11 protein-coding genes and 2 pseudogenes are annotated in these 21073 nt (G+C 42.8%); 9 read left to right on the plus strand and 4 right to left on the minus strand.

Features of this window, described 5'->3' with window-relative positions; genetic code table 11:
* The first annotated feature begins 49 nt into the window (after window positions 1-49).
* The 5 genes from H2245_RS06410 (at window position 50) to H2245_RS06430 (ending at window position 9621) form a co-directional block, all read left to right on the plus strand.
* The gene (locus tag H2245_RS06410) at window positions 50-688 is read left to right on the plus strand and encodes a phosphoadenosine phosphosulfate reductase family protein (RefSeq protein ID WP_182406543.1); all 639 of its coding nucleotides are present in this window, start codon (window positions 50-52) and stop codon (window positions 686-688) included.
* Window positions 689-953: 265 nt separating this feature from the next.
* Complete coding sequence (gene cysG, locus H2245_RS06415) at window positions 954-2603, plus strand: siroheme synthase CysG (protein ID WP_182406544.1); 1650 nt, start codon at window positions 954-956, stop codon at window positions 2601-2603.
* A gap of 157 nt (window positions 2604-2760) precedes the next feature.
* Window positions 2761-4257: an exonuclease SbcCD subunit D C-terminal domain-containing protein gene (locus H2245_RS06420; RefSeq protein WP_182406545.1), complete on the plus strand. Its 1497-nt coding sequence runs from the start codon at window positions 2761-2763 to the stop codon at window positions 4255-4257.
* 63 nt (window positions 4258-4320) lie between these two features.
* A complete protein-coding gene (locus H2245_RS06425; protein WP_182406546.1) occupies window positions 4321-8316 on the plus strand; it encodes an AAA family ATPase in 3996 nt (1331 codons plus the stop codon).
* A gap of 54 nt (window positions 8317-8370) precedes the next feature.
* Entirely contained in the window at window positions 8371-9621 is a 1251-nt protein-coding gene (locus H2245_RS06430; protein WP_182406547.1) for a WG repeat-containing protein, read from the plus strand.
* Between the two features lie 183 nt (window positions 9622-9804).
* Here the strand turns inward: H2245_RS06430 and H2245_RS06435 are convergent.
* A pseudogene (locus H2245_RS06435) lies at window positions 9805-13098 on the minus strand (NAD-glutamate dehydrogenase); the annotation flags it as partial.
* Window positions 13099-13581: 483 nt separating this feature from the next.
* Here H2245_RS06435 and purD point away from each other — a divergent pair.
* Window positions 13582-14898, plus strand: a complete 1317-nt coding sequence (gene purD, locus H2245_RS06440; RefSeq protein WP_182406588.1) for a phosphoribosylamine--glycine ligase — start codon at window positions 13582-13584, stop codon at window positions 14896-14898.
* Window positions 14899-15150: 252 nt separating this feature from the next.
* The gene (locus H2245_RS06445; RefSeq protein ID WP_182406549.1) at window positions 15151-16557 is read left to right on the plus strand and encodes an AarF/ABC1/UbiB kinase family protein; all 1407 of its coding nucleotides are present in this window, start codon (window positions 15151-15153) and stop codon (window positions 16555-16557) included.
* Window positions 16558-16699: 142 nt separating this feature from the next.
* Here the strand turns inward: H2245_RS06445 and H2245_RS06450 are convergent, their stop codons facing one another.
* Window positions 16700-17392, minus strand: a complete 693-nt coding sequence (locus H2245_RS06450) for a DUF938 domain-containing protein (RefSeq protein WP_259365112.1) — start codon at window positions 17390-17392, stop codon at window positions 16700-16702.
* A 275-nt stretch (window positions 17393-17667) separates the two neighbouring features.
* On the opposite strand from H2245_RS06450, the gene H2245_RS06455 reads away from it, so the two are divergent.
* Both H2245_RS06455 and H2245_RS06460 read left to right on the plus strand, forming a co-directional pair.
* Window positions 17668-17859, plus strand: a complete 192-nt coding sequence (locus tag H2245_RS06455; RefSeq protein ID WP_182406550.1) for a DNA gyrase inhibitor YacG — start codon at window positions 17668-17670, stop codon at window positions 17857-17859.
* 165 nt (window positions 17860-18024) lie between these two features.
* Complete coding sequence (locus tag H2245_RS06460; protein WP_182406551.1) at window positions 18025-19206, plus strand: aspartate aminotransferase family protein; 1182 nt, start codon at window positions 18025-18027, stop codon at window positions 19204-19206.
* Window positions 19207-19363: 157 nt separating this feature from the next.
* Here H2245_RS06460 and H2245_RS06465 read toward each other — a convergent pair whose 3' ends face one another.
* Together H2245_RS06465 and H2245_RS06470 are read right to left on the minus strand one after the other, a co-directional pair.
* The gene (locus tag H2245_RS06465; RefSeq protein ID WP_182406552.1) at window positions 19364-20263 is read right to left on the minus strand and encodes a LysR family transcriptional regulator; all 900 of its coding nucleotides are present in this window, start codon (window positions 20261-20263) and stop codon (window positions 19364-19366) included.
* Between the two features lie 273 nt (window positions 20264-20536).
* A pseudogene (locus H2245_RS06470) lies at window positions 20537-21073 on the minus strand (DNA polymerase III subunit gamma/tau); the annotation flags it as partial.

A 21073-nucleotide genomic window follows, 5' to 3' on the forward strand; every position in this document is an offset into this window, starting at 1 on the left:
TCGTTGTTTCCAAGCAACTTTTAATCAATTATCAACCTAGGATTTTATCATGAGCCAATTACACTCAAATTTAGATATCGACCAAGCCAACCAAGACTTGCAAGGCAAAACGCCTGAGCAAATTGTTGAATGGGCATTAACCCAAGCTAAAAATCCAATCATTACTACTAACTTCCGTCCGTATGAATCGGCAATTTTGCATTTGGTGGCAAAACAGCGCCCTGATATCACTGTTTTATGGGTGGATTCTGGCTACAACACTGATGCCACTTATAAGTTTGCTAATAAAGTTATCCGTGATTTAAATCTAAACGTAATCACTTATATCCCAAAACAAACTGCGGCGCATCGCGATGTAACGATGGAAGGTATTCCGGGTATTGACAACCCATTGCATGACGAATTCACTGACCAAGTTAAACTTGAGCCATTCCGCCGAGCCCTTGATGAGTTAAAGCCTGACGTGTGGTTCAATGCCATTCGTAAAGACCAAACTGAATTCCGTCAGAATCTTGATGTACTGAGCTTGTCTAAAGATGGCGTGTTAAAAGTAGCGCCATTGTTTGAAAAAACCGATGCCGATTTAGACGTATATCTAGAAGAAAACAGCTTACCGAACGAGTTTGACTACTTTGACCCTACTAAAGTAGAAGAGCACCGTGAATGTGGTCTGCATACTCAGCTATAAGCTTGTTTGCTAAAAAGCGCTGTTAAAATAAGTTTTAACAGACAGTAAAATCCCCGCTTATATAATGTAAGCGGGGGTTTTTTTATTCCTTCTAATACGGCTGTCAAATACAACATACCAATTTCCTCACTGCTATTCCTTTTCCCCGCATAAACTACTACTCACATTAAAAAATGGAATATGCTAATGCCAATACGCTACGTGAGCCGCCGCATGTGATAATTCATAATAGCTATATATATTAAATTGAATCATTGGTAATACTATGAATACCTTTCCGCTATTTTTTAAATTAGAAGGTCGCAAAGTGCTTATCGTTGGTGGCGGTGACGTGGCCTTACGCAAAGCTGATTTGCTGAGCCGTGCTGGCGCATGTATCATGATTCTTGCGCCGAGTATCTGTGCCGAACTGCAAGCTTTGCTCACTAATGATAGCAGTGATAATAAGCATGAGCTGATTTACGAGAACTACAATAAAACCTATATGACAGGGTCGCGTGTGATTATTGCCGCTACCGATGATGAAGCGCTAAATCATCAAATTCATGCCGACGCTACCGAATTAAATATTCCGGTGAATGTGGTCGATACACCGCATTTATGCGACTTTATTTTCCCAGCCATCGTTGATCGCAACCCGATTGTTATTGGTATCTCGTCCAACGGTAAAGCGCCGGTGCTCGCGCGTTTACTACGCGCCCGCCTTGAAACCCTCATTCCACAAGGTTATGGCAAATTAGCAAAACTTGCTGGCGAATTTCGTCACGAGGTTAAAGCCAAAATACCGACTCTTACCGGACGTCGCCAGTTTTGGGAACGCGCCTTTGAAGGTCAAGTTAGTGAGCTGATGTTTGCCGGCAATGAAACCCAAGCAGCCGCGCAATTACAAGCAGATTTGAACCATACTGCCGCGCAGATTAGTAAAAGTGCAGAGTTATCAAACGTCCAGACCTTATCGTTGCAAGAAAAAAACGAGGTAATTCAGTCAGAAAAACAGCCGGTTGGTGAAGTGTATATTGTTGGTGCAGGACCGGGTGACCCTGAGCTACTAACCTTTAAAGCGTTACGGTTAATGCAGCAAGCGGATATCGTCTTTTATGATGCGTTAGTCTCGCCACAAGTGCTTGATTTGTGCCGCCGTGATGCTGATAAAGTATTTGTTGGTAAAAAACGCAGCAATCATGCCGTGGCGCAATTGGGCATCAATGAATTACTGGTCAATGCAGCAAAAGAAGGTCGACGCGTGGTACGGCTTAAAGGCGGTGATCCGTTTATTTTTGGGCGTGGTGGCGAAGAAATTGAAAGCTTGCGCACGCATCATATCCCTTATCAAGTTGTACCGGGCATTACGGCGGCAAATGCGGCTGCCAGTTATGCTGGTATTCCGCTAACCCACCGCGACCATTCTCAATCCGTGCGCTTTGTTACTGGATTTTTAAAGGCGGGCGCACCAAATGGCAACTTTAAAAACTTCCTTAATACCGATGAGACGGTGGTCTTTTATATGGGGCTGCATTCACTAGCCCGTTTGACCGAAGGCTTAATTGATGCTGGGCGCGCTGCCGATACGCCTATTGCGATTGTCTCTAATGCCAGTATGACCAATCAGCAAGTGTTGACCGGCACCATTGGCACGATTGTTGCCTTGCAAGAACAAGCGCAATTGCCAACGCCAGCGCTACTGATTATGGGCGATGTGGTGGCACTGCATCATGACTTGGCTTGGTATAACGTCAATCACCAGCAGCACAATCAAAATGTTAGTGACACAGATGAGAATTGGCTACGCGGAGGCTCAGCAGCTACTCCAAAAGAGGATAACCTTTCTCGCCAGCAAGCCCATGCCTTATCAATGGTTGCAAATGTAGCCGAGCTGAAAGCGGCCGACAGCTTCGAGCAGTTGGTGATTGGTTAAAATTAGAAGTTCTTCATTTATATAATAACCCTCACTCGTCATTGCACTGGTGGGGGTTTTGCTATGTGTACTTATATATACCGCTTGTCTTATGCAGCAAACCCCACCAATTCTTGCTAGAATAATCACTGTCCTCACTTCTTAATTAAGTCTAACTATGTCCGTAGTCGCCACCATACCTTTAACCATCCTCCATACCTCCGACTGGCATTTGGGGCGTAGACTCTATGGGCGCAGGCGTTACGATGAATTTGCCACCTTTTTAAATTGGCTTACGGATACCATTACCGATCAAAAGGTAGATGTACTTATTGTCGCTGGTGATATTTTTGATACCATGACACCAAGTAACCGTGCTCAAGCGTTGTATTATGAGTTTTTGGGCACGGTATCCAAGTCTTGCTGCCAGCATGTGGTTATCGTGGCTGGCAATCATGACTCCCCAACCTTTTTAGATGCCCCAAGCCAGCTGTTAAAGTTTTTAAATGTGCATGTTGTCGGCACCGCTTGTGAAGACGTGAGTGATGAAGTATTGATTTTGCACGATAACAGTAATCTACCTTATTGTATTATTGCCGCAGTACCGTATTTGCGCGACCGCGATGTGCGCAGCAGCCGTGCTGGCGAGTCGATGGACAGTAAAGATGCCAGCGTTATCAGTGGTATTTGCGCCCATTATGATGCGGTGGCTAATGTTGCCAAAGCGCATCAACAAGATATTGTTAAAACCTACGCACGTCATATTCCCATTATTGCCACTGGGCATTTATTTGCTGCAGGTGGCAGTACTACAGCTGACGATGGCGTTAGAGATTTGTATGTCGGTAACCTAGGGAAAATCTCTGCGGAAATGTTCAGTCCCTATTTTGATTATGTTGCGCTTGGGCATTTGCATGTGCCGCAGCGCGTGGGCGGACGCGATCATATCCGTTATTCTGGCTCACCTCTTGCTATGGGTTTTGGTGAAGCACGCCAGCAAAAGCAGGTTTTATTGGTAAAATTTGGCAAAGTAGATGCATTCACAGAATCAAATCCGTCTACATCAAATGATGATGGTCATCAAGTTCCATTATCGCAAAAAACAACCTCGCGCAAACCCATAACGCAAGACTTCACGAATGATTTATTTGGTTTTGATGCAGTGGAACCGGTAGAGGTTGCGCCAAGCAAAACAGTAAATACCGATGAAGCCCAATTATTAGAACACAATCTATTCAACCACGATAAATCAAGGCAGATGCACGTGTCCGCCCTATGCATTCCTTGTTTTCAGAAATTGGCACAAGTCTCAGGTGATTTAGTGACGATTAAATCGACTCTTCAAACCCTAACCCAGTCACACCCACTATCAGAGCCCATTTGGCTTGAGGTGATTTATACTGGTGCAGATATGGTTAGTGATTTACGTGAGCAGATTGATGGTATGGTGACAGGGTTGCCGTGCGAGATACTAAAGATAAAAAACCCACGCACGTATCATAATGTACTCAATCAAGAACTGGCGTCTGAAACCTTACAAGACTTAAATGAGATGGAAGTGTTCGAGCGCTGTTTACGGGTTAATGAAGTCACCGACGCGCAAAAGCTGACCTTACGTAGCGCTTACGAGCAGATTATTCATGCCATTTATGATGAAGATCATCACGCAGAATAAAATCCAGCACGATACCACCTATTTTACAGCATTTAGCGTTCACCCAACTGATAAGACCTGCCCATGCGACTGATTGAACTGCGCCTAAAAAATCTCAATTCCCTAAAAGGTGAATGGCATATTGATTTCACTGACCCCGCTTTTGTGAATGAAGGGATTTTTGCCATTACTGGTCAGACGGGCGCTGGCAAGACCACGATTTTGGACGCCATTTGCTTGGCACTGTATAGCCGTACACCAAGACTTGGCGACATCACAGGCTCAACCAATGAGATGATGACCCAAGGTACTGGTGAGTGCTCAGCCGAAGTAGTGATAGAAATCGGTGATCGGCATTACCGCTGTTCTTGGTATCAGCATCGGGCGCATAAAAAAGCCAAGGGTAACTTATTGCCTATCAAGCATGAAGTCAGTGACGTGGTCAGCCAAAAAATATTGGAAGAAAAAAAGTCTAAGACCGCAAGCTATATTCAACAGTTAATCGGAATGGATTTTCAGCAATTTACCCGCTCTATTATGCTGGCACAAGGCAGTTTTGCCGCCTTTTTAAAGTCAGATATTGCCGATAGAGCCGCTATTTTAGAGAAAATCACCGGCACCGCGATTTACGCGCAAATCTCTAAAAACGTCTTTGAAAAAAAACGTGAAGAGGATCATAAACTTGCCACCTTACAAGCTGGCATTGATAGCTTGCCGTTATTAAGCAGTGAGGAAGAAGCGCAGCTGATAGAAGAGATGCACACTCATGAACAGTCGCAAGCTTGTGAGCGCGAAGCCTTGAAAGCCGTTAGTGAGCAATTGCAATGGTTGGATAAAGTGGCGGATTTACAGCACCAGTTAAGTCACTATCAAGCGCTATTGTCAACTGCTGAACAAGACGAGCAGTTCTTTATGCCGAATGCTGCGCGCTTGGATGCCGCCAATAAAGCGCTGGAGATAGATAGCCCGTTTCGAGAGCTGGTTTATAATCGTGATAAAGTCACACAGTTGAGCACTGAAAAAACAGGGTTAACGGATAAATTACCCAAGCAGCAAAAATTACTAGCGCAAGCGACTCAAGATTTACAAGCAGCGACTACCTCTCAGGCGCAAGCCAGCGCAGAGTTACGCGATACCTTACCCATCATTACAAAAGCGCGCGCATTAGATGCCGATATCAGCCAACAATCACGCTTACTTAACGATGCTAATGAGCGTAAACAGTCGCTGGCAAGCCACATCAGTCAATTATCTAGCGACATTCAGAACCATCACCATAGTGTAGAGGACAGCAAAAATCAGCTTATTCCTATCACGGATTACCTTGAGAACCATACACAGCTGACAGCGCTTGATACCGATATTGCCTTGTTTAACAGTCACGGTAATCGCTTAAAATTGCTGTTACAAGATAATGCGGCATTACACTCAAGTCAGCAGACGCAGCAAGCTCAAGCGTGCCAGCTCCAATCCCTTATTAATGACTTATATGCTCCGCAAACGGCAGATAAGTTACAAATTATAGAAAATAAGTCTGCGCTTAGCCTCGTACAACAGCAGCAAAACCAGTTGCTCCAAGACCGCTCACTCAGCACTATGCGCCGCCAACAAGAGGATATCGATAAGCGCAGCTCGAAGCTTGAACGTATCGATTTCAAGTTGCAGCAGCTGACCACATTATCAAACCAATTTAATAGCACAAAAAAGCTACTTCCTAGCCTTGAGCAAGACTTAAAGACGCTTCAAGATGTAGTCAGTGCGCATCAAATCGACCTTATTGACGCTAAGCAGCAGCATAAAGACAAACAAGAATATATAAGTCTGCTACAAAAAGTTGCCGCGCTCGAAGATTATATCATTGAGCTGAAAGCGGGTAAGCCATGCCCTCTCTGCGGTTCTATCGAGCACCCTTATATTGATAAAAACCGCATGCATCCCTTATTGGATAATGTGGTAAATAATAAGTCTGACAATAGCATTGAGTATAAACCTTCAAAAATGGCTCAGGCGCAAACGCAAATTGCCGAATTAGATAAACATATTGATACCTTAGAAAAAAACTTATCACAAGCCAATATCAATTATGCCACTACACAAAATCGCCTTATTATTGAGCAAAAACAACTGACAACGCTACACCTGCAAGCAAAGACTTTATATAGCGATATTCAAGTTGAGCTGACCGCTTTACTTAGTAAAGAGGCAGATGTTTTAGCAAGCGTTGATACAATACGTAATCCGCTTCGGAAAATGGTAAATACCATCACCACCTTGAGTGGTCAGGTACAGTCCGGATTAGTCGATAGTGAAAGTATCAGTGAAAGCATTGCGCATTTATTATCATTATTGGGCACTGCCAAACACAGTCTAATGCAAGAAAAAAATAATATTAAAAACACCTTAATGCATTACGATACACTGACACAAACGAGTGACGATATCAGTGCCACCATTGCTACAGCAGAACAAAAATTACAGGCGCGCGCAGCTGACCTCAATCAGCACACCACCGCACTGCAACTTAATGCGCAAAAAACAGAGGACGTTGCAAAGCGCATCACGGCTAATTTTACTGAGTTAGCGAACGTTCTTGCAGCCTTGTTAGCTATCCTTGATAACTATGCAACGGGCAAGCCAGATGTAGATTCAGTTATAGAAAATGCTATTTTAGGTATCCGCTTAGACTTCAGATTAGACTATAAAGATTTCATAAAACCTTTAATCGACAGTATTCGCAAACAAACGATATTGCCTAGCACGGATTATAATGAGCATTTAGATCATTTACGCCAGCAGCACAGTCGGTTATTACAGTTAAAAGATCATTTTTATCATCAAAAAGACACGCAAAATAATCTGCTAAACGCACTTAGCACCCTACATTCTCAAATTGAAACCAAGCAAACACAGTTGGATAATGATAATAGTGAGCTAAACAAGCTTCAGACGTTTATCAACGCCCGTACTGCAGCGTTTAATACCCTGCAAAATGAGCGCACACAGATATTTGCCACTAAGCATCCAGATGAAGAAGCCGAGCGCTTACAAGCAGCGGTTGATGAGGCAAAGGCAAAACACTCGCTGACGCAGCTACATTATGAACGCGCCGAGCAAGTGACAGCGCAACTACAAGCACGCATACAGCAGTTATCATCTGAGCTGACTCTAGCTAGCCAAACCTTGAACGCGCAAGCAGACACTTTTGCGACGTTATTAGCCCAGTCACAGTTCGCTACTGAAGCCGACTTTGTGCAGGCACGCTTAGCAAAAGAAGAACGTGATGACCTAAGACAGAGCCAGTCTACTATTCAACAAGCATTAAATCACGCCAACACACAAATGAATCATATCCAAACGTCACTAAATGAACAGCTTGCCACGCCAAAAACCCTTGAGCCAAAAGAAACGCTTACTGATAAGGGCACGCAATTACAAGCAACTATCGATGCCAGAATTGCAGAGATGGGCGCGATGCAGCAACAACTAACCGCCAATGAGCAGCAAAAAAATGCTCAGCTGGAACAGAATTTAGCGATTCAAGTACAAAAACAGACCATGCAAGTGTGGCAGCAACTATACGAGCTGATAGGCTCAGCGGATGGCAAAAAATACCGTACCTTTGCGCAGGGCTTAACCTTTCAAGTAATGATTAATCATGCCAATAAACAGCTGGCAAAAATGAGCGACCGCTATTTACTTATTCATGATGAGCACAATGCGTTGGAATTAAACGTCATTGATAATTATCAAGGCGGTGAGGTGCGCAGTACTAAAAACCTATCCGGCGGTGAAGGCTTTATTATCAGTCTTGCTTTAGCGCTGGGCTTATCACAAATGGCCAGCCAAAATATTCGCGTCGACTCGCTGTTTTTAGACGAGGGATTTGGTACCTTAGATGAAGAGTCGCTTGATATTGCTTTAGACACGCTCACCAATTTGCAACAAGAGGGTAAGCTTATCGGAATTATCTCCCACGTACCGGCATTAAAAGAGCGTATTATGACTCAGATTAAAGTCAAAAAAATCGCTGGCGGCTTTAGCGAAATCAGTGGTCAAGGCTGCGCTAAGATTGCTGGCTAAAAATGTGTTTTCTTAAAGTATTAAGCATTTACACCCTGATATTAGGAGGTTGGTATGATGATACTTCGCACGATGTATGCTAAGAAAATAAGCAGTGCCCAGTGTGCGCTCACTTGCTATACACGGAATTTTCACCCAAATATTTTTCAAACTAGAATAGTTTTCCTACCCATTAGTATAGCGATTGCGACAACGCTGGCAGTGTCTACAGCAACCACTGCCTCGGCATCAATGAACTGTGCCGATACGCTGCCGAGCAGTTATTTTAAGCGCATTGAGAATGACAAACAGTTTGCTGGTAACCTTATACAGCTGGCAGACGGCACTCAGCAGCTACAAGATCCAACAGGTCGCGTTGTTTTAGATAAACTGACCAACGCCTATGTGCTGATGAATAAGTACGTATGGGCGCAGCGATATGGCAAACAAGGAGTGGTGACCGCTACAGGTCACGTGATTGTTCCGTTTAGATATGATGATGTCACTTTTGAACCCGATATTTATACCAGCTTTATCCTCAGTAATCACACGCCAGACGGAGTCACCAAGCAAGGTATCATTGATCGCCATGGCTATTGGATTTATCCTTTACCTGTAGAAACCAGTGCTAAACAATCCAAACAAAAAGTACAAGTCCCTGCTCCACGCCTGCGCGCCGCAAGAGCACCGCGCGCCCTACTACCCACCTCTATCAGTCACGCGCATTATGATAGTAATAAAGATCGCGACTATTTTGTGATTGCAGCGACTGGGGCTGGCACGTCAAAGTCCATTATAAAAACACCCAAAGTAGGGTTATTGGATGATAAAGGCACATGGGTCATTCCCTCAGTTTATGATGCGCTTCAGCCATTAAATCCTTGTACCGATAAGCCACTTTATCTGCAAGCCCGTATGCAACAGAAAACAGCACTTATCAACCAGCAGCACAAGACTATTATCCCGTTTGCGTCCAATCAGCATGTAGAAGCCTTTAATAGCAATGTGACGCCGCTATTATTTTTACGCAGCACTTTAGTTGCAGGTAGCACCGCAACGGGATTTAGCGAGGATATTAAAGACGACATTGTCAGCGCACAGATTATTGATGCCACTGGTAAAATACGATTAGCATCAAGTGCACCCATTACAAAACTGCTGTATCACCAGCTGTATATGTATCGGCAAGCAGGAAAGTATGGTGTTATCAATGATCAAGCCAAAGTGGTTTTAGCGCCGCAATTTACCAGCTATCGTGATGAGGGTGATACCGTTTGGGTTGAAAAACAAGGAAGAATGGTGCGCTTAAAAACGCTTCTTAGGTAATATACAGATTAAATGATAGGCTTTTAAAGTTGCTAGCGTGAATCAACAATAAAAAACCACTATTAATCATAATAGTGGTTTTTTTACAGAATTAGCTATCATAAGTTATGATTTATTAATAAGTAATCATTGTTCAGCCAGTTATTTTCATTAACGACTTCTTGATTATTTTTACGGTTACTGCTATTTGGTGACTAAGACACTGATTTCACTCATTAATACTGATAATGTCGATAGGCTAATCACATTTTCTTCATCACTACTCTCCAACTCATTGAGCTTTTGCATTTCTGCTTGTACAGCGGCAAGCGAGTGATGATGGTGCACTTTCCAATCTTCAAACGCTTGCGCTGGATTTGGCTGGGATAATAGCGTGTCCATTAATAAGCGCAAACTACGTGTGACTTCATTTGCAAGTGCATGACGGGCACGGCGATCCCAGTAGTCGTGCTGCGGTAAGCTTGATATGTTATTAATCAACCAATCAAGCTGCAACACTTGATAAGCCTCGAAATACAATGCCGCAATCTCATCAACTGGACGCTCGTAGCTCTCCGCAAGTCTCGCGGTATCAAGGGCGTCAACATGATATGGCAACATGGCAAATAGCGCAGCGTCACTGTCAGACAAACCATCTTGAATTAAGCTTGTGGTTTCTTGTTGCAAATGCTGGGCAAACTCTTGCTCGATAAAGCCGCCTTTTTGGGTCAATTGTCCAACGCTACCGACAAAACGCTCAATTAAATCGTTAACGTTCAAGTCTGGACCAAAGGCATTAATAAACCACACCACACCACTTTCGATGGCATCACGCAAGCGCAGCTCCAGCTGTAGCAAGCGTGTAGCATCTACTTTATTATCTAATGCTTCAAGTAGCTGCCATACGACAGGTACTTCAAAGACTTCACGCGTTACTGTATAAGCACGGATGATGGTCGATAAAGGCTGCCCAGTTTCTTCCGTTAAGCGGAATAACGCTTCGATACCCAGACGATTGACCACGCTATTGGTGAGATAAGTGCTGATAATTTCGCGGTGCAAGCGATGTTCAACCATTTCATTAAAGAAACGATCTGATAGCTCAGCGGGGAAATATTTGCGTAATTCATTCACGAAATAAGGCGCATCAGGCACATCGGACAATAATAAATTATCATAGACCCACATTTTTCCGTATGCCATGACCACTGCCAGCTCAGGATTGGTTAAACCTGTACCCGCTTTTTGGCGACGAGCGATTTCGTCGTCAGATGGTAAATATTCAATTGCTCGGTCAAGGCGTTGCTCTGTTTCCAACAGCTGAATATAGCGTTGATGATCGCTTAGATTTGCCGCAGCGCGCAAATGACTCAACTCAATCGCTTGAGGTTGCAGATAGTTTTGGCGCAATACCCGCGCTGCAACACTATCAGTCATACTTTCTAACAATTCATTACGTTGCTCAAGTGTCATGTCGCCTTTTTCAACGACTTCACCCAGCAAGATTTTAATATTCACTTCATGATCCGAGCAGTTAACGCCGCCCGAGTTATCAATAGCATCGGTATAAATACGACCACCGGTTTGTGCATATTCGATACGCCCTCGCTGGGTAAAGCCTAAGTTACCGCCTTCACCTACAATCGCACAGCGTAGATCGCCACCATTTACTCGTACTGCATCATTTGCACGGTCGCCCACATCAGCATTGGTCTCAGCCGCACTTTTTACATAAGTGCCGATACCGCCATTCCAAATCAAATCAACCGGTGCACGCAACAAGGCGCTGATAAAGTCATTAGGCGCAAGGTTGTCTTCCGTAATCGCAAACAGCGCTTTCATCTCAGGGGTGATAGCAATGGTTTTGTCAGTACGCGCAAATACACCACCGCCTTGGCTAATCAATGACTTGTTATAATCTTCCCACGTTGAGCGCGGCAATTTAAACAAACGCTCGCGTTCTGAATAAGAAGCTGTTGTATCAGGATTAGGGTCGATAAAAATATGTAAATGGTTAAATGCTGCCACCAGCCTGGTATGCGTTGAGCGCAACATACCATTACCAAAGACATCGCCGCTCATGTCACCAATACCAATGACTGTAAAGTCATCTTGGTTTTGGATGTCCATGCCGCGTATTCGGAAGTGACGTTTTACTGACTCCCAACCACCACGCGCTGTAATTCCCATGGCTTTATGGTCGTAACCGACCGAACCACCAGAGGCAAAGGCATCGCCCAGCCAAAAGTTATATTCTGCAGATAGCGCATTGGCAATATCCGAAAAAGTAGCCGTGCCTTTATCAGCAGCAACCACCAAATAAGGGTCATCTTCATCATGACGCACGGTATTGGCTGGCGGGACAATGTTACCATCAACGATATTATCGGTCACATCGAGCATACCGCGAAGGAACGCTTGATAGCAGGCAATACCTTCCGCTTGAAACGCTTCGCGACCATCTGCTATGGTTTTGGATTTAACAATAAAACCACCTTTGGAACCAACAGGAACAATCACCGCATTTTTGACCATTTGTGCTTTAACCAGTCCTAAAACTTCCGTGCGGAAATCCTCTGCTCGATCCGACCAGCGTAATCCGCCACGTGCCGCCTTACCGCCGCGCATATGTACCGCTTCCACGCGTGGTGAATAGACAAATATCTCAAACATTAACTTCGGTTTTGGCAAATTAGGAATTGCGGATGCCAAAAATTTAAACGATAAGCGGTCTTTACGCTGACCATTGTTATCGACTTGATAAAAATTGGTACGCAACATGGCATTAATCAAATCTAAATACCAACGCAAGATGCGATCTTCATCCAAGCTATCAACATCTGATAACGCTGTTTTAATTTGTTCTTGGAACTGTGCTATTTTTTCTGCACGCTCACTGTCATTATGACTAGGGTTCATTTTTGCATCGAACAATTCTGCCAATAGCACACTAATGGCGCTATATTTAATCATTGTCTGTCTGATATAACGTATTGAGAACCCAGCGCGGGCTTGGTGCATATATCGCGACAACGCACGTAGTACCACTACATCATAAGTATCCAATTTTGTGGTTAACACCAGCTCATTAAAGCCGTCATCATCGACACGCCCAGACCAAATCTCTTGCAGACTGTTTTCAAACTGGCTGCGCACCACTTTCATATCGACATTATCAACATGCGCCAACGTCAGCTCATACTCTTGCATCCAAATGGGCTGTCCTGCCAAATCAAAGGTATACGTCTGCGCGGTAATTACCGCTACGCCGAAGTTTTCAAGCACAGGCAATACATCAGATAAGGTTACTGGCTGCTGATTACCGTAAAGCTTTAAGTGTAATTGATTGTCTGCATCTGTTGCCGATTGATACAAATGCCAAATCATAGGCTGGCTTGCGGTCAAGCTTAATAAGCGCTTGATATCATCCTGTACTGTTTTGTCATCAAAACGGGATTGGTGAATGGGTGGAATATGATCTAGAAAACGCTGGCGCAGCTGCTCTGTTGGCAAATTATTCTGCATCTCAGTAGTATGAGCACACGGTTGGATTGTGTGCGAAGCGTTTGGCATAACATGAATCCTTTTATGATAAAGCGTAATGAAGGTTGTTATATTGTCCAGCTATCTGTTTTGATGATCTTGCTTATTAATGCACGTATCATTGATTTTCTTCTTACCTAAGACTTGTGCGTGACAGAGTTCGTCACCTAAAGTGTAACGCACCTATACAATATTGCCCACCCCCCAACATCATTTCATGAATCAAGCCTACCTTGATAACCTTTATGAATATGATAAGCACTATATCATTATAGAATATATGATTGATTATGATACTCATGGCAATTCATGCTGTTTTCTTGTTAGAATATGTCGACGTGTTAACACTTAATTGACTGAATATAAAATAAACATTAATAACGCTTTCGCTATTTAACCTTTGATAGCTACTACTGGATACTAAGGGCAAAACAGATGATGAATATTTTAGTGATTGGCTCAGGTGGTCGCGAACACGCGCTGGCGTGGCAATGTGCAAAAGACGATAAAGTACAAAATGTGTATGTCGCGCCCGGCAATGCTGGTACTGCTTTTGAACATAAATGCCAAAACGTAATGCTAAAATCTACGATAAGCGATACTGATCATAGCCCTGTCATTGAATTTTGCCAAGATAACGCCATTGATATGGTTATCGTTGGTCCTGAAGCGCCCCTTGTTACAGGTATTATTGATGCTTGCCGTGATGCCGGAATCCCAGCTTGGGGACCAACCGCCTATTGCGCGCAGTTAGAAGGCTCAAAAACATTTGCCAAAGAATTTATGGCAGCCAATAATATCCCAACCGCTGCTTATCAGGGCTTTACCGATGCCGACCTTGCCAGGGCTTATATTGATGAGCAAGGTGCACCCATTGTCATTAAAGCGGATGGACTTGCCGCTGGTAAAGGCGTTATCGTTGCTGAAACCATTGAACAAGCTTATTCCGCCATTGATGATATGTTAGCTGACAATAAGTTTGGCGATGCGGGTAGTCGCGTGGTCATTGAACAGTTCTTACAAGGTGAAGAAGCCAGTTTTATTTGTATGGTCGATGGCGATAACATTTTACCCATGGCAACCAGCCAAGATCATAAGCGAGCATTTGAAGGCGATACCGGTCCTAATACTGGCGGTATGGGTGCTTACTCTCCAGCACCAGTAGTTACCCCTGATGTTCATGATAAGGTTATGGCGCAAGTCATTCGCCCAGTTGTTGATGCCATGAGAGCTGCCGGTCATCCTTATACTGGATTCTTGTATGCTGGCTTGATGATTGATGACGCTGGCAATCCATTTGTGATTGAATTTAACTGCCGTTTTGGTGATCCAGAAACGCAGCCTATTCTTATGCGCCTAAAGTCATCAATGGTCGATTTGGTAAGCCAAGGGCTAGCGGGTCAATTACCTGCACAAGCAGAATGGGATACACGCTGCGCCCTTGGTATCGTTGTAGCGTCTAAAGGCTACCCTGAATCGTCTTCTTCAGGCGATGCCATTACTGGCTTGCCTGCATTAACCACTGACCACACTAAATCAGTTAAAGTGTTTTTGGCAGGAGCGGCAATCGACCCTAATGATGCACAATCGGTGTTAACCGCTGGTGGACGCGTTTTATGTGTCACCGCCTTGGCAGATACCATCTTAAGCGCACAGCAAAAAGCACTTGCTGTTACTGCTGCCATTAGTTTTGATGGAGCACATTATCGCCGCGATATTGGTCACCATGCTATTATCCGCGAGCACAACCAATAAATTATAAATAACTATATTTTCTAATGTTTTAATCTTTGACCTAGTACATCACTAGGTCATTTTTTTAAGCTGTAATTAATCTTTTTATCCTACCTTACCTTCATCATTACAAAGCAACCTCAATAAGCTGGTCGTGACTTATCAACCTCCTGTCCGTTCTATGATACAATTTTGCTTATTAGCATCATACCCTCCTTGTATTGTACGTCTGATGCCCACAAATCATGACTAACTTGATGAATGATTATATTTATGGAACACGATACGTCTAACTCTTCTAAAAGCAAGCAATCTATTGATAACCTGAAAACGTCAGGATTTGAGCGTCGCTTGTCGATTGCTAAAACCTCCTTAAATGTAGGACGACGCTGGGCTGGCAATAGTGTTTCTGGGATTTTCTTGGATAAGAAGGCCCGTACCGCGCGCAACCAAGCCTTTATGGAAGCGCAGGCGCAATATGTGGCAGAAGAATTGGGCAAATTAAAGGGCTCTGTGGTCAAAATTGGGCAAATGCTGGCATTATATGGTGAACATGTGTTGCCGCGAGAAATCACTCGTGCGCTGCAAACGTTAAATGACGACACTGCCACCTTATCGTGGTCAAAAATAGAACAAAATCTACAGCGTATATTGGGTGATAAGCTAAAAGAGTTAAAGGTAGATACCGTACCTATTGGCACCGCGTCACTAGCGCAAGTCCACCGCGCTACCATTATAGCCACTGGCGAAGAAGTAGTATTAAAAATCCAATATCCGGGTGTGGCTGAAGCAATCGATTCCGATTTAGCGTTATTTAAGCGATTATTAAAAGTCAGTAATGTCGTACCACAAACCCGCTCATTAGATACTTGGTTTGAAGAAATACGCGATTTATTACATAACGAAGTCAATTATACGGTTGAAGCAGCAACAACTGAACGTTTTTATGGACGCTTGCAGAATGACCCACGCTATGTGGTGCCCAAAATTAACCGTGCATATTCTAGTAAACGCTTATTGTGTATGTCTTATGAGCCTGGAGTCACGGTAACCTCTGATACATTAAAGTCATTACCTTCTGAACGTCGCAACGCCATTGGTCAAGCCGCCATCGAAATTATGATGCAAGAGATATTTGTCTGGGGCGAGATGCAAACTGATCCCAATTTTGGTAACTATTTGGTGCGTTTAAGTGATGATAATGCGACTGATAATAGCAAAATAGATAAACTGATATTGCTAGATTTTGGTGCTATTCGGCAGTTTGACCATAACTTATTGACCATAGCCCACGCTCTATTACGAGCAGGCTATTATCATGACCACACTGTGATGATGGCGGCAATGACGGGTTATGAGTTCTTTGATACGATGAGCCAGCAAGTTAAGTCTAATGTAGCTTCTTTATTCTTGTTAGCAACTGAGCCCTTTAGTAATCCTATGCTAAATACTGATATCCCTAAATTCTGTTTAGATGCAGAAAATCGTTATATCTGGGCGCACAGTAAATTGCATTCACGTATTTCTGCTAATGCCAGACGCGCTATGCAGTCCTTTGAGTTTAATTTACCTCCCAAAGAGTTTATGTTTATTAGCCGTAAGTTTATTGGAGCTTATACCTTTTTAACAGTGATGGATGTGCATACTGACTCTAATACTTTGGTTAAACCTTATTTATAGTCAGTAGCTCAGTTTTTTATAATTAATATAGATAGTTTTTGAACCGCTTTTTAGTAGCGGTTTTTTTATTTTATTAATATAAATACTTAGGCTATTTTATATATATCTCTACTTTCTAGTTATTATACTCGTTTACTCATGCTCAGAAACTTGCAACCCAATTATCAAAACGGGTTTGATAACCTTCTGGTTTTTGCATTATAAGCTCCCAACAAGCCTCATTACGCGCTAAATATTTAACTTCAAAATGAGTCCGCTGACTATCGCTTGCTACTGGTTGACGCAATGTGGGTAGTTGCCATACTATTTTCGCCTGCTGCACAGCGTTATCCATATACGCTTCAATATTGGTGGCTAATACCACTTCTCCACCCTCTTGTAGTCGAGATAATAAAAATTCAAAAAAGGGCATGTTTAGCCATTGTTGATTGGGATTGTGCTGTTCTGGATTTGGATAAAGGATATAAACCTTTGCAATACTCTTAGGTTTAATAGCATGAACTATCCATGCAATCGCATCCGCATGAACCGGTATTAAATTAGCTAAATTCTGCAGCTCTGCTTGCTTAGCGAAAGCTTCAAACTTATTACGGGTACGTTCAATAGCGATTAAATGCTTATTTGGATGGGCAGCAGCAAAGCTGAGGGCGTGTTTGCCTTTTCCTGCACCAATTTCAATAATAATTGGCATGCTGTTGGCATCTTTATTTAAAAGCATACTAGGCTTGCTAAAATCACGTGGTGCTGATAATTTTTCTGGCTGAAAAGCACGTTGCTGTTGGTGAGAGAGAGATGTTTCATTCATTTTTTCAAAAGTTACTGTTTCATCAGTCATAAAATTTTTGCCTTGTATTTAGATGTTTTGCGTTGTTAATGATATAAGATATTTATTTCTTGTATCTTATTACTTAGGCTATTTATAATTATACTCAATAGTGTCAGACAGCATTTATAAATTTTACTTAAATAAGACTCATATTTGTCTTTTAAGATGCGCATGCTATTATAATAGCTTGAACGATCCGTTCCTACGCTGTTTCTATTCATATACTGCTTTTACATCTTATTATTCTAATTTTTTGATATATTACGAGGCTCACCTCAGTTATTATGACGCCATCAAACCCAAGTCCGCTACCAAAAACCTATCCCTGTCCTCAATGTGGCACTCATACAGCATGGCAAGATAATAAATCGAAGCCGTTTTGTGGTGAGCGCTGTAAGCTTATAGATTTGGGTGCGTGGGCAAGCGAAGAATATACATTACCTGCTGAAGTGTCACCTTTCTCTGATGAATTATAAAGGCATGAGCGCTGCTTAATTGATACATCAATATATTTATACCAGCACTCTTTATCATCTCTCTTTATTTAACGGGATTAAAATGAAAGCTTGCCAGTAACGTTAGCTTTTAATGATAACTATAGTGATTGTCTCATTTACCATTTACTTTTTTAAGGATATTTCATGTCAGCTACTTATCTGATGCCTACTTACGCTCGTCAACCTATCAGCTTTACACGTGGTTCAGGTAGTTGGTTATACACGCAAGATGACACCCCGTATTTGGACGCACTAACTGGTATTGCAGTATGTGGTTTGGGACATTGCCATCCGCAAGTGACAGAAGCGATTCAGCAACAGGCGGCAACGCTCGTGCATACCAGTAATCTATTCGGCATTGATTGGCAGGAACGCGCTGGTGAAGCCCTTTGCACAGCCGCGCAGATGGACAGTGTGTTTTTTGCTAATAGTGGCGCTGAAGCCAATGAAGCGGCGCTAAAAATGGCACGTTTATATGCCTATAATCAAGGCTTTAAACAAGCAAAAGTCATTGTAATGGAACAATCCTTTCATGGTCGTACCTTATTATCCCTATCGGCAACAGCGAATCCAAAAGCACGCGAAGGCTTTTTTACTTTAGATGATGACTTTATTCGCGTGCCTTTTGGCGATATCGAAGCAGTTAAAAAAGCGGCAATAGAGCACGATGATATTTGTGCAATATTGGTCGAGCCAATTCAGGGTGAAGGCGGTCTTAATACGGCAGCAAATGGCTTTACTTATTTAGAACAACTACAAGCAGAATGTGACGCGCACAATTGGTTATTTATGATTGATGAGGTACAGACTGGTAACGGTCGTACGGGTAAATACTTTGCTTATCAGCACAGCAACGCACGTCCTGATGTGTTGACCACAGCCAAAGGGCTTGGTAACGGTTTTCCAGTTGGCGCTTGTATGGTACGTGGACGAGCAAATGGCTTATTTGGTGCGGGCAGTCATGGTTCGACGTATGGCGGCACACCGCTTGCCAGCCGTGTGGTACACAGCGTGTATGACGTATTAGCAAATAGTGACATTATGGATAATGCCGTCACAGAAGGACAATTTATCCGCGACGGTATCACCGATGCGCTCGGGAAATTTGGCGTTAGTAGTCGCGGTGCTGGGATGATGATTGGTCTTGCTTTGCCTGCAACGATGGACTGTAGCCAACTGGTTGATAAGGCTCGTGACGAGCAAAAACTAATTATTAATGTTACAGGCGGTCATGTGATTCGCCTATTGCCGCCACTAAATATCAGCCGTAATGACAGCGAACAAGTGGTAGAGCGCCTGCTTAAATTATTACAGCCTTTATTTTAAAGCCAGCTTAAAAATATTTCTTAAAAGCATTACATTAATATATAGCTTAAAAAATAGCGTTTTAAATATTGTTCTAAAAAAGCCCTTAGACGACTAATCTAAGGGCTTTTTATTGTTTATTAACAGACTACTCATTAGCTATTTACAGCATTAAGCCTTAACCGGCATGAAAGTATTTTTTTAGCACTTCTAAGCAGCGGGTTATTTTAGCAGGCTGTTGTTCTCGACTGAGCGTCACGGCATATAACACAAAGCTTGATAATTGATAGCCCGTTAACACTTCAACCAAATCGCCATTTTCTAGTTCTTTTTTGATATCCATTTCCATCATTCTAACCAAGCCATGTCCTTCTTTGGCTAAGGTTGTCGCCATAAAGACATTGTTGGTATGAATACGTGACGCCATTTTAGTACGTATTTTTTTACCTGTCTCTGTCTGGGTTAGCTCTACTTGATTAGGATCTTTCATGATATCAATGCAAATAAGCTGATGATCAACCAAATCTTTGGGAATTTCAATCTTATTATTCTGACGTAAATACTGCGGTGAGGCGACCAGCAATTGACGAACATCGGTGAGCGGATGGCTGCTTAATGTCGAATCGTTAATACTAGGACTCATACGAATAGCAATATCAATACGCTCATCAATCAAGTCAATATAATGATTGTCTGCAAAATAAGTGATGCTTAAATCGTCATGTGCAGCCATCCATGTGGATAAAGCTGGCAGAATATGATTCACCCCAAGCTCAGGCGTAGTAGCAATACGTAGGCTACCTGCCAGCTCATCACGCAACTGATTGACCTTAATTCTGCCTTGCTCTGCCGCGCTGACAACGTCTCTTGCCGCGCCATAGAAGCTTTCACCTGCTTCCGTTAAGCTTAACTTACGAGTTGAGCGATGTAGTAAAACCACTCCTAACTCATTTTCTAGGGCTCGGATTTGTTGGCTAACTGCACTCGTAGTGATGCCAAGTTCACGAGCTGAACCACTAAAAGAACCGTGTCCGACCACACTGGCAAACACAGCCATACCGCGTAAATTATCTATCATACTCTCACCTAGGCTGTTTTACAGTTTTTAATATAACTTAACCATTATATCTTATTTTGAGTATTTTTTTATATGCTTTACCGTATTGATTGGTTAGCATAACTTACTATTAAAGCTAATAATATCAAGGTGTTAACGCTTTATTATACATTTTAAAGAATAGACGCTAGCGTTCATTTAGCTTTAAATTAAAAAGCGACCATCAGAAAATAGTTTGCATTCTTTAATATATATTAACGCTCTATCGATTAAGTACAGCTCAACAACTACTCTTTAATTCAATTTTACTTTGCCCATTTTGCCTTCACCACGCTCGCTCAAATAACGCATGACAGGCGACTGCTGTAACTTTGACTCTGCGGCAGTCGTCGCTTGTATCAAACGTTGATGTTGGCGGCGTTCAGGAGTTTGGTTATCCGCTTGCATAATATTGGTATCTGTCTGCAAACTAATCTCTGTCTGTGGAAACTGCTGTTGCAACTTCGCTGTCAGCTGTAAAAACGTACTTTGTAGATGCTTACTGTTAACGCCAGTGATAAATACAGCGTTACCGTTGCATTTACCTGTCATCATGCCTTGACGTGCCAGCGCGCGCTCATCTTCAGCTAAAGTGTCCGCTTCACGAACCGTCTGTAACCAATAATCCCATTTTTCTGGTGTCCACTCGCCCGTTAAAACTTGCGGTAGGCAGCGTAGCAAAGTACGCGGATCGTCTGTCTGAATTAATAACTGAGAATCATTTCGATCGGGTTCTACAATTGGTTCTACAATTGGTTCTACAATTGGTTCTACAATTGGTTCTACAATTGG

It is taken from the genome of Psychrobacter sp. GP33 (assembly GCF_014119005.1).
In the GTDB taxonomy this organism is placed as follows: Bacteria; Pseudomonadota; Gammaproteobacteria; order Pseudomonadales; family Moraxellaceae; genus Psychrobacter.